Consider the following 15,407-nt stretch of genomic DNA (forward strand, 5'->3'; position numbering starts at 1 on the left):
CCGCATGACCGACAGTTTCGTCACCCAGTGCCCGCATTGCCAGACCAGCTTTCGCGTCACCCATCATCAACTGAGCGTGGCCCGTGGCGTCGTACGCTGCGGCAACTGCCTGGAGGTGTTCAATGCGGCGAAGCAACTGCTGGAACAAAACCGCGAACTGCCTGCTGCTCCCCCGACGCCGCCGGCACCGGTAGCCGTCGAGCCGCCCCCGGCGCCGGCCAGCGCGCCGATCCCCGAGCCTCAGGAGGATTGGGCACTGACCGCCCAGGCACTCGACGAACTCGACCTGGACGAGGAACTGGCGCGCCTGGAGCGCCGTGGCGGGCAGACCGACAAACCGTTCGGCACGGCCACCGGGACAGCGGACGACACCCGAGTGACCCAAGGCGATGAGCCGATGCTGGTGGAACAGCCGTCACTGGACCTTGCGCCGTCTCCCCGCGACCGTACCGAGCCAACGCTGGGCGCTGCGGTCGACCTGGACAGCGACGACGTCGAGCCGCCCCATGTGCTGGACAGGGACCTCGACCATCAGGACGATGACGACACGATCCATGAAACCGGCATTAGCGCCCGGGACGATGACGAGCCCGAGCTGCACCTGTCTGCCCGTGACGATGATCGCGACGCCGCAGACGTCGCCCCTCTGCCCATGGAGCGTCTGGAACCCGGCCTGGCCGCCAGGGCCGAACGCCCATCACGCAAGGAGCCGCTGGTCGATGTGGTCGACGACCCGCTGCAATTGGGCTGGGAACAACCCCGGCCGAACTGGGCTAAACGTTTGCTGTGGGGCTTGCTGACCCTGTTGGCCGCCGGCCTGCTGGCGTTCCAGTACGTGTGGTTCCACTTCGACGAAATGGCCCGCCAGGACCAGTACCGACCGCTGTTCCAGCAAGTGTGCCCGATGCTCGGCTGCCAGGTGCCGACCCGTGTCGACATCGCCAGGATCAAGAGCAGCAACCTGGTGGTCCGCAGCCATCCCGACTTCAAGGGCGCGCTGATCGTCGATGCGATCATCTACAACCGCGCGCCCTTCTCGCAGCCGTTCCCGCTGCTGGAGTTGCGCTTCGCCGACCTCAACGGCCAGTTGATCGCCAGTCGGCGCTTCAAGCCCAGCGAGTATCTCTCCGGCGAGCTGGCCGGACGTGGCGAGATGCCCAGTCAGACCCCGATCCACATCGCCCTGGACATCCTCGACCCCGGTCCCAAGGCAGTCAACTACAGCCTGAGCTTCCGTTCCCCGGAATAAAGGGCAGGACTATGAGGAGGGGCTGCAAAGCAGCCCCAGATCCTCGGTCATACCAAACGGCATAAGCCGACAACTGTTCAGAATTTATCCAAATCCATCTTTATCCGGTCATCGAGAGCGGGTATCATGCCAACCCTTTTTCGAACTCCAATGATTCGGCCCCACAACAGGGAACACCTATGTCGGCGGTACGCATCGGCCCATATACATTACGCAACAACCTGATCCTTGCGCCCATGGCCGGGGTCACGGACCAACCTTTCCGTACACTTTGCCAGCGCCTGGGCGCAGGCATGGTGGTGTCGGAAATGGTCAGCAGCGACATGAGCCTGTGGAACAGCCGCAAGTCGAGCCTGCGCCGCATCCACGAAGGTGATCCCGCGCCACGCTCGGTGCAGATCGCCGGTGGCGATGCGCAGATGATGGCGGCCGCGGCCCAAGCCAACGTTGCAGCAGGCGCGCAGATCATCGATATCAACATGGGCTGCCCGGCAAAAAAAGTCTGCAACAAAGCCGCAGGCTCTGCTTTATTGAAAGATGAAGTTTTGGTCAGCGAGATTCTCCACGCCGTTGTCGGCGCCGTGGACGTTCCGGTGACCCTGAAGATTCGCACCGGTTGGGACCGGGCGAACAAGAACGGCCTGAACGTGGCGAGAATTGCCGAACAGGCCGGCATCCAGGCGTTAGCGGTGCATGGCCGCACACGCGCCGACCTGTACACCGGCGAAGCCGAATACGACACCATCGCTGCGATCAAGCAGGCGGTGTCGATCCCGGTTTTCGCCAACGGCGATATCACTTCGCCAGAAAAGGCCCGGGCGGTGCTGGACGCCACCGGGGTCGACGGCCTGTTGATCGGCCGGGCCGCCCAGGGGCGGCCATGGATCTTCCGCGAGATCGAGCATTACCTGGCCACCGGCCAGCGTCTGCCGGCTCCGCCGTTGGACGAAGTGGAACGCATTCTGCTAGAGCACCTGGCCGCGCTGCATGCCTTCTATGGCGATGTGATGGGCGTGCGTATCGCCCGCAAGCACGTTGGCTGGTACCTGGCAACACGACCCGGGGGCAAGGAGTTTCGCGCCCGGTTCAACGCTTTGGAAGAGACACAAGCGCAGTGCGCCAACGTTCGCGCCTATTTCAGCGAGCGTCGACAGAGCCTTGAGACAGAGGACGAACAAGGGGTGGCCGCATGACGATGATGACCGAGACATTAGTGAGTGGAACAACGCCCGTGAGCGACAACGCCAACCTCAAACAGCACCTCAACACGCCGAGCGAAGAGGGCCAGACCCTTCGCGACAGCGTCGAGAAGGCGCTGCACAACTACTTCGCGCACCTGGAAGGCGCAACCGTCACGGACGTGTACAACCTGGTGCTCTCTGAAGTCGAGGCGCCCCTGCTCGAAAGCGTGATGAACTACGTCAAAGGCAACCAGACCAAGGCCAGCGAGATGCTCGGACTCAACCGAGGCACCCTGCGCAAGAAGCTCAAGCAGTACGACTTGTTGTAAAGCCAGAATCCCAATCAGAAAAGGCGGCTCCTTGCACGGAGACGCCTTTTTTGCTGACTCCACCGCGTTATTGGAATCCGAAATGACCGACCAGACTACCCGCCTGCCAGTCCGCCGCGCCCTGATCAGCGTCTCCGACAAGACCGGTATCCTCGAATTCGCTCGTGAGCTGCAACAGCTCGGTGTCGAGATCCTGTCCACCGGCGGCACCTACAAGCTGCTCAAGGACAATGGCGTGAACGCGGTGGAAGTGGCCGATTACACCGGCTTCGCCGAAATGATGGACGGCCGGGTCAAGACCCTGCACCCGAAGATCCACGGCGGTATCCTTGGCCGTCGCGGCACCGACGATGCCATCATGAACGAGCACGGCATCAAGCCGATCGATCTGGTCGCCGTCAACCTGTACCCCTTCGAAGCCACCATCTCCAAGCCAGGCTGTGACCTGCCGACTGCCATCGAGAACATCGACATCGGCGGCCCGACCATGGTCCGTTCGGCAGCCAAGAACCACAAAGACGTGGCCATCGTGGTCAACGCCAACGACTACGCCAGCGTCCTCGAAGGCCTCAAGGCCGGCGGCCTGACCTACGCCCAGCGCTTCGACCTGATGCTCAAGGCGTTCGAGCACACCGCAGCCTACGACGGCATGATCGCCAACTACATGGGCACCATCGATCAGGCCAAGGACACCCTGTCCACCGAAGCGCGCAGCGAGTTCCCGCGTACCTTCAACAGCCAGTTCGTCAAGGCCCAGGAAATGCGCTACGGCGAGAACCCGCACCAGAGCGCGGCGTTCTACGTCGAAGCCAAGAAAGGCGAAGCCAGCGTTTCCACCGCCATCCAGCTGCAGGGCAAGGAACTGTCGTTCAATAACGTGGCCGACACCGACGCCGCGCTGGAGTGCGTGAAGAGCTTCGTCAAGCCAGCCTGCGTCATCGTCAAGCACGCCAACCCATGCGGCGTGGCTGTGGTGCCTGAGGACGAGGGCGGCATCCGCAAGGCCTACGACCTGGCCTATGCCACCGACACCGAGTCGGCGTTCGGCGGTATCATCGCCTTCAACCGCGAACTGGACGGCGAAACCGCCAAGGCCATCGTCGATCGCCAGTTCGTCGAAGTGATCATCGCGCCGAAAATCTCCCAGGCTGCCCGTGACGTGGTTGCCGCCAAGCAGAACGTGCGCCTGCTGGAATGCGGCGAATGGCCAGCCGAGCGGGCCGCCGGTTGGGACTTCAAGCGCGTCAACGGTGGCTTGCTGGTGCAAAGCCGCGATATCGGCATGATCACCGCCGATGACCTGAAGATCGTTACCAAGCGTGCTCCGACCGAGCAAGAGATCCACGATCTGGTATTCGCCTGGAAAGTGGCCAAATTCGTCAAATCCAATGCCATCGTCTACGCCAAACAGCGCCAGACCATCGGTGTCGGCGCCGGCCAGATGAGCCGCGTCAACTCCGCGCGCATCGCCGCCATCAAGGCCGAGCACGCCGGCCTGCAGGTACAAGGTGCGGTCATGGCCTCGGACGCGTTCTTCCCGTTCCGTGACGGCATCGACAACGCGGCTAAAGTGGGTATCAGCGCCGTGATCCAGCCGGGTGGTTCGATGCGTGATGCAGAAGTCATCGCAGCTGCCGACGAAGCCGGGATCGCCATGGTATTCACCGGCATGCGCCACTTCCGCCACTGAAACAGCGGCAAGTTTCAAGCTGCAAGCGGCAAGCAGGAGCCCAGTGCACTTGCTTGCTGTGACAGCCCCATGAATCCTGAAGCTTCAGGCATCGGCAGAAACGCAAAGCGCTTTTTCTTGCAGCTTGTAGCTTGCAGCTTCTCCGAAGGAGTCTGTAATGAAAGTTTTGATCATCGGCAGCGGCGGTCGTGAGCACGCCCTGGCCTGGAAAGTCGCCCAGGATCCACGGGTCGAGAAGGTCTTCGTTGCCCCAGGCAACGCCGGCACCGCCATCGAAGCCAAGTGCGAGAACGTCGCCATCGACGTCTGCGCCCTGGAGCAACTGGCCGACTTCGCCGAAAAGAACGTTGACCTGACCATCGTTGGCCCGGAAGCCCCCCTGGTCATCGGCGTGGTGGACCTGTTCCGCAGCCGCGGGCTGGACTGCTTCGGTCCGACCAAAGGTGCGGCCCAGCTGGAAGGCTCCAAGGCCTTCACCAAGGATTTCCTGGCACGTCACAAGATCCCGACCGCCGACTACCAGAACTTCACCGAGATCGAGCCGGCGCTGGCCTACCTGCGCGAGAAAGGCGCCCCGATCGTGATCAAGGCCGATGGCCTGGCTGCGGGCAAGGGCGTGATCGTCGCCATGACCCTCGAGGAAGCCGAGGCCGCCGTGCGTGACATGCTCGCCGGCAATGCCTTCGGCGACGCCGGTTCGCGGGTGGTGATCGAGGAGTTCCTCGACGGCGAGGAAGCCAGCTTCATTGTCATGGTCGATGGCCACAACGTGCTGCCGATGGCCACCAGCCAGGACCACAAGCGTGTTGGCGACAAGGACACCGGCCCGAACACCGGTGGCATGGGCGCCTATTCCCCAGCGCCGGTGGTCACCGCCGAAGTGCACCAGCGGGTGATGGACCAGGTGATCTGGCCGACCGTGCGCGGCATGGCCGAAGAAGGCAACGTCTACACCGGTTTCCTGTATGCCGGCCTGATGATCGACAAGGAGGGCAACCCCAAGGTCATCGAGTTCAACTGCCGCTTCGGCGATCCGGAAACCCAGCCGGTCATGCTGCGCCTGGAGTCGAGCCTGGTGCTGCTGGTCGAGGCCGCGTTCGCCAAAGCCCTGGACAAGGTCGAGGCACAATGGGACCCGCGCCCGAGCCTGGGCGTGGTACTGGCTGCCGGTGGCTACCCTGGCGACTACGCCAAGGGTGCTGCGATCCAGGGCCTGGACGCCGCCGCCAAGCTCGAAGGCAAGGTGTTCCATGCCGGTACCGCGCTGAAGGACGACCAGGTGGTCACCGCCGGTGGTCGCGTGCTGTGCGCCACCGCCCTGGGCGACACCGTTGAAGCTGCGCAGCAGCAGGCCTACCGCCTGGCCGAACAGGTCAAGTGGGACGGCAGCTTCTATCGGACCGACATCGGCTACCGGGCGATCGCCCGTGAGCGTGGCGAGCACCAGCAGTAAACGCCGGCGGATCGCCGCGTCGCCCTGGCGACGCGGGATTCGACGGGTCGACAGGGCCTGGCCGGGGCCTTGCCTTCGACTTGCAGCCCCGCGCATAGTAGGTACCCGGCACATCAGCCTAGAAGGGATCTCGTCGTGCGTCGGCTTCGGATTGCCATAGCCCTGATCGTCAGCTTGCTGACCCTGCTCTGCGTGCCTCCGGCATCGGCCGACCACAGCGGAGGCTGGTCCGTGCTGCTCGATGAACAGGCCAACCTGCAATTGAGCGACGTGCGCTCGGAGCGCTATCGCAACCAGTTCAGCCCGTTGACCCTCAACGCGCTGGATGCCGCCCTCCCCGATCAGGCCCTATGGCTGCACTACCGCCTTGAGCCGGGCGAACAGGAGCAACTGCTGCGGGTGTTCGCCCCCGATCTGTCGCGCCTGGACCTTTACGCCCTGGACGGCGACAAACTGCTGCGCCAGCTACACCATGGTCGCCAGGCCAACACCGAAAGCCCGACCCTACGCGGCAGCGACCACATCCTGCCACTACCCCTGAGCGGCCGACCAGTGGATGTCTACCTGCGCCTGGTCTCGGAACATCAACTGCGTCCGGCCATCAGCCTGGAACCGGCTGCAGACGCGGCATCCGACCATGGCCGGGAGTTGCTGTTCGGAATGCTTCTTGGCGGCCTGGTGATGCTGATTCTGCATAACCTGATCCGCTTCCTCTACACCCGCTCCGGGGCTTCGCTATACTTGGCGCTGTATCACGGTCTGATGCTGCTCAGCGGGCTGATCCTGCTCAATCTCAGTGGCCCCTGGTGGCACCTCTGGCATGCCGCGCAAACCCCGGCAGCCTACCTGACCCTGGTTCTGGCAGGCCTGGCCGGCCTGTACTTCACCCAGAATTTCTTCCAAGCGTGCAATTCGCCCAAGCTCAACCGACTGCTGCAGGGCGAGATGCTGGTAGTGGGCGTCAGCGGCCTGATTCTGCTGTTCGTCGATACCCTGCCACTCAACCTGATGACCTACGCCCTGCTTGCCTTGGGCAGTGTCACCATGCTGGTGGTCAGCAGCTATCACTGGTATCGCGGGTATGCACCGGCACGCCTGTTCAGCCTGGCCATGGTGGTCTTCAACCTGGGTGGACTGGTGCTGCTGCCGGCGCTCTTGGGGTTGACCCGCACCACCACGCCCTGGCTTCTGTGCATTCTGCTCGGCCTGACGGTGGCCAGCGGCCTGCTGCTCAATCTGGCGGTCAGCGAACACCTGCGTCGGCTCAGCGAAGAGCGCTACAGCCTTAGCCGCGCGCTGGCCGCCAGCGACGCCGAGATCAACGCCAAGGCCGAGTTCCTGGCCAAGATCAGCCACGAGATCCGCACCCCGATGAACGGTGTGCTGGGCATGACCGAGCTGTTGCTGGGTACGCCCCTGTCGGTCAAGCAACGCGACTACGTACAGACCATCCACAGCGCCGGCAACGAGCTGCTGACTCTGATCAACGAGATCCTCGACATTTCCAAGCTCGAATCGCGGCAGATCGAGCTCGATGACGTGCAGTTCGACCTCAACGCGCTGATCGAGGATTGCCTGAACATCTTCCGCGCCAAGGCCGAACAACAGAACATCGAGCTGATCAGCTTCACCCAGCCCCAGGTGCCACGCGTCATCAGTGGCGACCCGACACGCCTGCGCCAGGCGGTATCGAGCCTGCTGGACAACGCTTTGAAAAACACCGATCAAGGCGAAATCCTGCTGGTAGTGGCCCTCGATCAACGAGGCGAAACACCCCGGCTGCGCATCGCCGTGCAGGACAGCGGCGCGCCATTGCCGGTGGCCGAGCGCGATGCACTGCTGCAGGCCGAGCTGCACAGCCACCAGTTCCTTTCCAGCAACAAGCTCGGCGGCCATCTCGGCCTGGTCATCGCCAAGCAACTGATCGGCCTGATGCAAGGTGAATTCGGCATCAAGAGCAGTACCAGCATGGGCAACACCCTCTGGCTGACCCTGCCGCTCGACCCTTCGCGCCTCGAGCAACCGCCCACCGACCTCGACGTGCCATTGCGCGATGCCCGGGTGCTGGTGGTGGACGACAACGACACCTGCCGCAAGGTCCTGGTACAACAGTGCAGCGCCTGGGGCATGAACGTCAGCGCAGTACCCTCGGGCAAGGAAGCGCTGGCCCTGCTGCGTACCAAGGCGCATTTGCGCGACTATTTCGACGTGGTGCTGCTGGATCAGAACATGCCCGGCATGACCGGTATGCAACTGGCGGCGAAGATCAAGGAAGACCCGAGCCTGAACCATGACATCCTCGTGGTCATGCTCACCGGTATCAGCAACGCGCCGAGCAAGATCATCGCGCGCAATGCCGGGGTCAAGCGGATCCTGGCGAAACCGGTGGCCGGTTATACCCTCAAGACCACCCTGGCCGAGGAGCTGGCCCAGCGCGGCCGCGAGCAAGGCCCGCCGCCCGCCCCAGCAGGCACCGCCGTAGCGACCGATCTGCCGAACGACTTCCGCGTCCTGGTGGCAGAGGACAACAGCATTTCCACCAAGGTGATCCGTGGCATGTTGGGCAAGCTCAACCTCGAGCCAGACACCGCCAGCAATGGCGAAGAGGCGCTGCAGGCCATGAAAGCCCAGCGTTATGACCTGGTGCTGATGGACTGCGAGATGCCAATCCTCGATGGCTTCTCGGCCACCGAGCAATTACGTGCCTGGGAAACGGCAACCCAACGCCAACGCACGCCGGTGGTGGCATTGACCGCCCACATACTGGCCGAGCACAAGGAGCGCGCGCGCATTGCCGGCATGGACGGGCATATGGCCAAGCCGGTGGAATTGTCGCAACTGCGTGAGTTGGTGCAGTTCTGGGCCAACAAGCGCGAAGCCAAAGCGGACCCGGCGCATACCTCTTGAAGTGCGGCAAGGCTACTGAAGGCACCCCCACGCTGCTGATACACTTGCGCTCCCCTTTCCTGCCATGGACGACCGCCCCATGCTGCACGATCTGTCCAGCGTCTACCTGAAGATGCTCGTGCTCTACAGCCCGTTCTTCGTGCTGTCGTGCTTCATCGGCCTGACCCGCGGTCACTCCAGCAAGGAGCGCAAGCAACTGGCCTGGCGCGTCGCTTTCGCCGCGTTCATCGCCAGCGTGTTGCTGTATCTGTTCGGGCGCCTGATCTTCGGGGTCTTCGGCATTACCGCCGACGCCTTCCGCATCGGTGCCGGCAGCGTGCTGTTCATCTCGGCCCTGGGCATGGCCCAGGGCAAATCGTCGGTGCAGGCCGACAACGTGCAGCAAGACGTGACCATCGTACCGCTGACTATCCCGCTCACCGTCGGTCCGGGCACCATTGGCGCCTTGCTGGTGATGGGCGTGAGCCAACCGCATTGGGACGAAAAACTACTGGCCATCGTCAGTATCGCGCTGGCCAGTTTCACGGTGGGCCTGGTGCTGTATCTATCCCACCGCATCGAACGGATTCTCGGCGAGCAGGGCCTGCAGATCGTCAGTCGACTGATGGGGCTATTCGTCTGTGCCCTGGCGGCGCAGATCATCTTCACCGGTATCAAGGGCTACCTGTCAGCGTAGGGGATATCGAGCACTAGTTGATCGTTACGGGCATTCACTCGCGCCTGCACCTTGTCTTTGTAGTGGTTACGGAACAAGCGCAGATTGAAGCGTATGAGCTCGGCGCTCATCGCCCGCAGCGGCAACTTGAGCTCACCTTTCAAGAAGGACATCGTCTTGGTGGTTTCCAGCGAAAGCAGTTCCAGGTGCAGCAACACCATATCGTAGTGATCACCGGCGCGCCGCACACAGGGCATCAACTGCAACTTGACCCCGTTCTCCTCCCTCATCTTGTTGGAAAGGCCAAGCAAGGCCTCGCGCTGGAACTGCAATGACCACACGATCCGGCCTGTCGAATCCGTATGCTCCGAGGAGCCCGTTACGCCAATTTGCTCCAGCGCCGACTTGAGTGTGGTTTCGCGGTCTGCGCCAGTGTTCGTTACGATCGGCGGTGGCGTTGCGTCCCAGCCAAGAAAAGCCAACTTGCGGCGAAAGTTGGTGAACCACTGCAAATTCAAGCCTTGATTGCGTTCATCAGTCGCTGTGGCATGGGCAAACCGTACGACCTCCAGAATGTCCTCACGCGCCTGCGCCCCCACATCGGTGGAGAAAGGCACGATACTGCTTTCGACGACCTTGCCCAGAGCCGCCCCACGTTTGGATTCAGCCATTTTCGACTACCTCGTTGAGTGCGTGTTTGAGCAGAGCAGCGGAGCCCGAGCCACCACCACCCTGCCCGGTATTCAGGCCAGAGGAATGTCAGCCAGAATTTTCAGCGCATTGGCATGAATACGCGCTTCGATCGCGCCTTCGGCCCTTGCATAGGTACGACGGCTGAAACTGAACCCGGCTCCGCAGGCATAGATAGCACCACCCTCACGCTTCCAGTTGACGAACAAGGTTTTGCCATTTCTTTGGGGAAGCTGGTCATCGATCACTGCAGACACCAGCATCGTCACCTGCCCGCCCGCCGATTGCTCACATTTGGCCAGGCTGATGACCTTGCGATCATCCTCGCGGGTGCGGACATCCAGCAGCGGGTAGTTTTCGGGTTTGCTGAGCGCCTCGACAATTGCCAGGCCCAAGTCCTGGAAGCCTTTCCTGACATTGCCGCTGACTATTTCTGCACCCGCCTCCAAGCCTTTGGCGAACAGATCGCCAAGCTCCAAGCGCAACCCAGTCTCGGTCACGTTTCTCACATCGGTCTTGACCGCAACCCAGCCCAAGGCGCCCATGACATCGACGTAGCGCTGGAACCATTCGTGGTTCTGCTCGTAAGGGTGGTAACTGTCACTGGCCGCTTTGACGGCAAGAGCGTGGCTCGACCGGCTCGCTTCTTGGATGTCTTCACTCAGCGTGTCGCTGAAGACGTGCAGATTGAGATCGCTTAGTACTTGGACCTTCAGATTTGATTCCTGGGCACTCATGACGTGATTTCCTTGGAAAATTATCGGAGGGGCGCTTGATCGCCCCGCCGATAACCCTACGGATCACGCATCACCGTAGCTTCAGAGAAACAATTCCGTAGCATCGGCTCGCCCGGTCATGGCTTTGCACCATACCAGCGTGGTGTATACACCCACAGACCGCCATCGGCGCGGTCAAAGGTGCAGGTAGTGGACGAACCGAGTAAAACCATCGTGCGCATATCGACCATTTCTGGCTGCAACTCGGCCAGCGAGACTACTTTCAGCGTCTGTCCTGGCCTACCGATATCTCGACCAAGGACTACAGGCGTCTGCCCATCTCGATGTCGACGGACGATGTCCAGCGCCACGCCCAACTGCCAAGGCCGTGAGCGTGAGATCGGGTTGTAGAAGGCCAGCACCAGGTCCGCTTGGGCAGCCAGGTCCAGCCGCTGTTCGATGACCGCCCAAGGCTTGAGGTTGTCCGACAGCGACATCACGCAGAAGTCATGGCCCAGCGGTGCACCGGCCTGGGCCGCGGTGGCCAGCGAGGCGGAGACTCCCGGCAGGATCTCCAGTTCGACGCGGTGCCAGGCCTGGTCGCTGGAGCCGTGCAAGGCCTCGAGTACGGCCGAGGCCATGGCGAACACACCGGGGTCGCCTGAGGACACCACCACCACCGAGCGACCTTGGGCGGCCAACTCGAATGCGTGGCGGGCGCGCTGCATCTCTTCGCGGTTGTCGGTGCAGTGCTGGACCTGATCGTCGCGAAACGGCCCCGCCATGCGCACGTAGGTTTCGTAGCCGAGGATGTCCTGGGCTTGCGCAAGCTCGGCCTTGACCGCCGGCACCATCAGCTCGGCAGCGCCAGGGCCTAAGCCGATCACCGCCAGACGACCGCGGCGCTGGCCGACCTGCTCGACCTCGACCGGTCCCGGTGCGACGGCGATCACGCAGCTGTCCTGTTCATGCAGGCGCGCCTGCGGCAGGGCCTTGCCCGCCATGTCAGCGAGCCCGCTGCCTGCGGGTGCAAAGCGTAGCGCGACCCCCAATGCCTGCGCCGCATCATGCAGCGCTGGTTCGGCCATGGTCTGCTCGGCGGCCAGCAGGCAAGCCAGCGAGCCCTGGGCGATACCCGCTTCGTGCAAGGCCCGGCGCACGCTGTCGGCAAGCTCCGGGGTGCCCGGATCCACTGCCACGACCACGGCACGGGCATGGATCAGCAACTCGTCGCGGCTGGCCGGCCGCGCCGCGCACCCCACATGGATGGTGCGCTGGGCCGAATCGCTGGCCGGCAGGTTCGCCTGCTGCAACCAGGGTGCATCGCCTTCGATGCGTACCGACTCACCGGCCAGCAAGTCGGAGACGAAGCGCTTGCCCTGCTCGAGGTCGGCCAGGGCATACCCCTCCGGCGGGTTCAGCAGGCAAGTGCCGAAGCGCAGTTCGCCGCTGGTGGTGATGGCCGCAGCCACACCCAAGGTTTCGCCGATCGCCCGGGCCATGGGGTTTACCCCTGCTAGGCCACCGAGCAACGGCACCACCGCGCTGCCGTCCTCGGCCACAGCCAGCACCGGCGGCTCTGCGCCTTTTTCGTCGAGCAGGCTGGCCAGGCTGCGAATGACGATACCCGCCGCGCACAGAGCGATGATCGGCGTGGCCTGCCGATACAGCGCACGCAAGGTTTCGCCGAACGAGCTGTAGTCCTGGTCGGCGCCTTCGACCCGACCTTTGAGGCCATGGATCGAAGCCTCGGGGTAGCGCTGTTGAATACGCCGTGCGGTTTCCAGGCTGCCCTGGCCGAGGATGACGATAGCCGGTGCCTGCATGATCATCCCTGCCATTTTTCACCTGGCACGATGATCAGCGAGAAGTACGGCGACGACTGTGGGTCGACGTCGTCCAGGGGCACGATCTTCTGATTGGCCATGGTCGCCCGCTCCACATACAGGGCGCGCTTGTCCAAGCCCAGCTCGGCGAGCACCTGGCGCACCTTGGGGAAGTTTCGGCCCAGCTTCATGATCACTGCGGCATCGGCATCGGCCAGCCGCCGCTTGAGTTCCTCGGCCGGCAACACGCCCGAAAGCACCGACAGGCTCTGGTTGCGGTAGACCAATGGCGCGCCGAGCACCGAAGCGCCACCGAGCATCGAGCAGACGCCGGGGATCACCTGGGCCTCGTAGCGCTGCGCCAGGCGGTCGTGCAGGTACATGTAGGAGCCATAGAAGAACGGATCGCCTTCGCAGATCACCGCCACATCGCGCCCGGCATCCAGGTGTTCGGCCACCTGCACGCTGGCCTCGTCATAGAAATCGCTGATCACCTGCTCGTAGGACAAGGGTGCCGGGAGCACCTCGGTGGTCACCGGATACACCAGCGGCAGCAGGGTCTGCTCGGCCTGCAGGTGCGCCTCGATGATTCCGAAGGCATTGCCGCGCTTGCCCTTGGCCACGAAATACGCCACCACCGGCGCTTCGCGCAGCAGGCGCAGGGCCTTGACCGTAATCAGCTCTGGATCGCCCGGGCCGACGCCCAGGCCGAGCAGTTGTCCACGCGGCGCCATCATTCGACCTCCGTCGCCAGGGCATTGACCGCCGCAGCGGCCATCGCGCTGCCGCCGAGGCGGCCCTGCATGATCACGAACGGCACGCCTCGGCTGTCGGCAGCGAGCATCGCCTTGGATTCTGCGGCTCCCACGAAGCCTACCGGGAAGCCAAGAATCAGTGCGGGCTTCGGCGCGCCGGCGTCGAGCATCTCGAGCAGGTAGAACAACGCAGTCGGCGCATTGCCGATGACCACCACGCTGCCTTCGAGGTGCGGACGCCAGAGCTCCAGCGCCAGGGCCGAGCGGGTGTTGCCGGCCTCCTTGGCCATGCCTGGCACGCTTGGGTCGCGCAGGGTGCAGATCACCGGGTTGTCCGCCGGCAGGCGCGCACGGGTGATGCCTTCGGCGACCATGTGCGCGTCGCAGAGAATCGGCGCGCCCTTGGCCAGGGCTTCACGACCGGCACGGCCGGCGCCTTCGGAGAACTGCAGGCCATCGATGGCCTCGACCATGCCGCAGGCATGGATAACCCGCACGGCGAGCTTCTCGAGATCTGCGGGGATCCGCTCGAGTCGGGCTTCCTCGCGGATGATCCGGAAGGAATTGCGATAGATCTCCTGACCATCGCGGATGTAGTCAATCATCAAGGTGCTCCGTCGGCAGGTCGAGCATTGCGCCTGCCTCGTTCAAGGTGAGGTCGGTGCCGCGCAGGGCACCCAGGCCCGGCAGGTGCGCGTCACGCTGATAGAGGTCGTAGCGCCCGGGTGCACGGGCCAGCAAGGTGACCGGAGCGACATGGGCCAAGGCGCAAGACCGGGCGCAACCGGACAAGTGCACGCTGGCTGGCCCGCCGCGATGCAGCAAGGCGGCGAGGGCAACGGCGTCGGTCTTGGTTTCGGCATTGGCCTTGGCGCAGCCGGGGCTGCCGGTGCAGGCGACCATACGGGCCAAGGGCTCATGGATGTGGCACAGCAGTCCGAGGCCGGCAAGCTCGGACCGGGCCTGGTCGAGGCGCGCTGGCAGCAGGTTGGGCAATAGCAGGCTTTGCCAGGGGCTGATCCGCAAGCTGCCATCGCCCCACTGCCGGGCGATGCGCGCTGCGCCGCGCAGCATGGCAGGTGTCAACCGACCCAGCGGCGGCGCGACGCCCAGGGCCAGGCCCTGCTGTTGTACCACCGTTCCCAGCCACGCAGTGCAAGTGGTCGCACGCCGCCACCGGAGTACGGCGGCATCGCGTCGGATAGCCAGCCCCAACCCATCGACGAAGGCCTGCGTCGGAATCTGTTCGAGTAGCTGACGCATGCGCCCCTGCTGGGGAGTGGCCAGGTCGAGGAAGCGCTCCAGCACAGCCCGCACCAGGGCCAGGCCTTGCTCCAGCGGCACCGCACCGAGCGGCGCGTCGCTGGGGCATCCGGCCAGGCCGAAAGCCAGCCAGGTTCGCTGCTCCAGGCCCAGCACCGAAAGCCATAGGTCGTGGGGGTGCTCAAGCATTGCCAGGCCTTCACCGCCATCGAGCTGGATGGCGAACTTGGCCGACAGCTCATGGAAACGCGGGGTGCCCTGAAGCAGGTCGAGGATTTGCCCGGCCAACGGCCGCACATCCGTCAGCATCATAGGGTCGAGCCCGGCCAAGGGGCTGAGCATGAGGTTGCGCACGTCATCGCTGGCCGCCTCGCGCGGGCCAAGGTCGGCGCCCAGGAGGCTTTCGATCAAACCATCGTGGTCGGCACCGATGCCACGAATTTGCAGGTTGCCGCGATTGGTCGCCTCGATCACACCACCGGCGAAGTGCTCGGCCGCTCTCGCCAGCACATCGGCCTGCTCGACCAGCAGCAGGCCGCCAGGCAGTTTGATGCGGCAGATCCCGCCGTCGCGCGCCGCGACGATGCGCCACAACCCCGGGCAGGCCGAGGGACGAGGCGAAACGGTAGGGGTATGAACCTGCTTCAAAGGGGCGTCCGGCAATCGCTGAAAATGCGCTTGAGTGTAGAAGGC

Annotated in this window: 13 protein-coding genes; 7 read left to right on the forward strand and 6 right to left on the reverse strand. The window is 63.7% G+C overall.

The window, feature by feature from the left end; all coding sequences use genetic code 11:
* Positions 1-4 precede the first annotated feature (4 nt).
* The 7 genes from E2H86_RS02855 to E2H86_RS02885 all read left to right on the forward strand — a co-directional run bounded on the left by E2H86_RS02855 (position 5) and on the right by E2H86_RS02885 (position 9,485).
* Entirely contained in the window at positions 5-1,249 is a 1,245-nt protein-coding gene (locus E2H86_RS02855) for a DUF3426 domain-containing protein (protein WP_133324526.1), read from the forward strand.
* A 179-nt stretch (positions 1,250-1,428) separates the two neighbouring features.
* Entirely contained in the window at positions 1,429-2,442 is a 1,014-nt protein-coding gene (gene dusB / locus E2H86_RS02860) for a tRNA dihydrouridine synthase DusB (RefSeq protein WP_133324528.1), read from the forward strand.
* Positions 2,439-2,759 carry a DNA-binding transcriptional regulator Fis gene (gene fis / locus E2H86_RS02865; protein ID WP_008093076.1) on the forward strand — a complete coding sequence of 107 codons (321 nt, stop codon included), beginning with the start codon at positions 2,439-2,441 and terminating at the stop codon, positions 2,757-2,759. Before dusB ends, fis begins: the two co-directional genes overlap by 4 nt.
* Positions 2,760-2,841: 82 nt before the next feature.
* The gene (gene purH / locus E2H86_RS02870) at positions 2,842-4,449 is read left to right on the forward strand and encodes a bifunctional phosphoribosylaminoimidazolecarboxamide formyltransferase/IMP cyclohydrolase (protein WP_133324530.1); all 1,608 of its coding nucleotides are present in this window, start codon (positions 2,842-2,844) and stop codon (positions 4,447-4,449) included.
* Positions 4,450-4,606: 157 nt separating this feature from the next.
* The gene (gene purD / locus E2H86_RS02875) at positions 4,607-5,902 is read left to right on the forward strand and encodes a phosphoribosylamine--glycine ligase (protein WP_133324532.1); all 1,296 of its coding nucleotides are present in this window, start codon (positions 4,607-4,609) and stop codon (positions 5,900-5,902) included.
* A 135-nt stretch (positions 5,903-6,037) separates the two neighbouring features.
* Positions 6,038-8,809, forward strand: a complete 2,772-nt coding sequence (locus E2H86_RS02880; RefSeq protein ID WP_133324534.1) for a hybrid sensor histidine kinase/response regulator — start codon at positions 6,038-6,040, stop codon at positions 8,807-8,809.
* Positions 8,810-8,891: 82 nt separating this feature from the next.
* Positions 8,892-9,485, forward strand: a complete 594-nt coding sequence (locus E2H86_RS02885) for a MarC family protein (RefSeq protein WP_165976030.1) — start codon at positions 8,892-8,894, stop codon at positions 9,483-9,485.
* On the opposite strand, the gene E2H86_RS02890 is transcribed toward E2H86_RS02885, so the two are convergent.
* From E2H86_RS02890 to cobG, 6 genes are all read right to left on the reverse strand, one after another.
* The gene (locus E2H86_RS02890; RefSeq protein ID WP_133324538.1) at positions 9,470-10,135 is read right to left on the reverse strand and encodes a hypothetical protein; all 666 of its coding nucleotides are present in this window, start codon (positions 10,133-10,135) and stop codon (positions 9,470-9,472) included. The two genes, E2H86_RS02885 and E2H86_RS02890, sit on opposite strands and share 16 nt — an antisense overlap.
* A gap of 72 nt (positions 10,136-10,207) precedes the next feature.
* Entirely contained in the window at positions 10,208-10,891 is a 684-nt protein-coding gene (locus E2H86_RS02895; protein ID WP_133324540.1) for a hypothetical protein, read from the reverse strand.
* Between the two features lie 116 nt (positions 10,892-11,007).
* Positions 11,008-12,711: a precorrin-3B C(17)-methyltransferase gene (gene cobJ, locus E2H86_RS02900; RefSeq protein ID WP_133324542.1), complete on the reverse strand. Its 1,704-nt coding sequence runs from the start codon at positions 12,709-12,711 to the stop codon at positions 11,008-11,010.
* Complete coding sequence (locus tag E2H86_RS02905) at positions 12,699-13,430, reverse strand: precorrin-2 C(20)-methyltransferase (RefSeq protein ID WP_133325150.1); 732 nt, start codon at positions 13,428-13,430, stop codon at positions 12,699-12,701. The genes cobJ and E2H86_RS02905 overlap by 13 nt, the downstream gene beginning before the upstream one ends.
* Positions 13,430-14,056, reverse strand: a complete 627-nt coding sequence (locus E2H86_RS02910; RefSeq protein WP_133324545.1) for a precorrin-8X methylmutase — start codon at positions 14,054-14,056, stop codon at positions 13,430-13,432. Before E2H86_RS02910 ends, E2H86_RS02905 begins: the two co-directional genes overlap by 1 nt.
* Positions 14,049-15,377, reverse strand: coding sequence for a precorrin-3B synthase (gene cobG / locus E2H86_RS02915; RefSeq protein WP_133324547.1), 1,329 nt, complete (start codon positions 15,375-15,377; stop codon positions 14,049-14,051). Before cobG ends, E2H86_RS02910 begins: the two co-directional genes overlap by 8 nt.
* Positions 15,378-15,407 lie beyond the last annotated feature (30 nt).

Origin of the sequence: Pseudomonas putida (assembly GCF_004357765.1) — a bacterium.
Lineage (GTDB): Bacteria > Pseudomonadota > Gammaproteobacteria > Pseudomonadales > Pseudomonadaceae > Aquipseudomonas > Aquipseudomonas putida_U.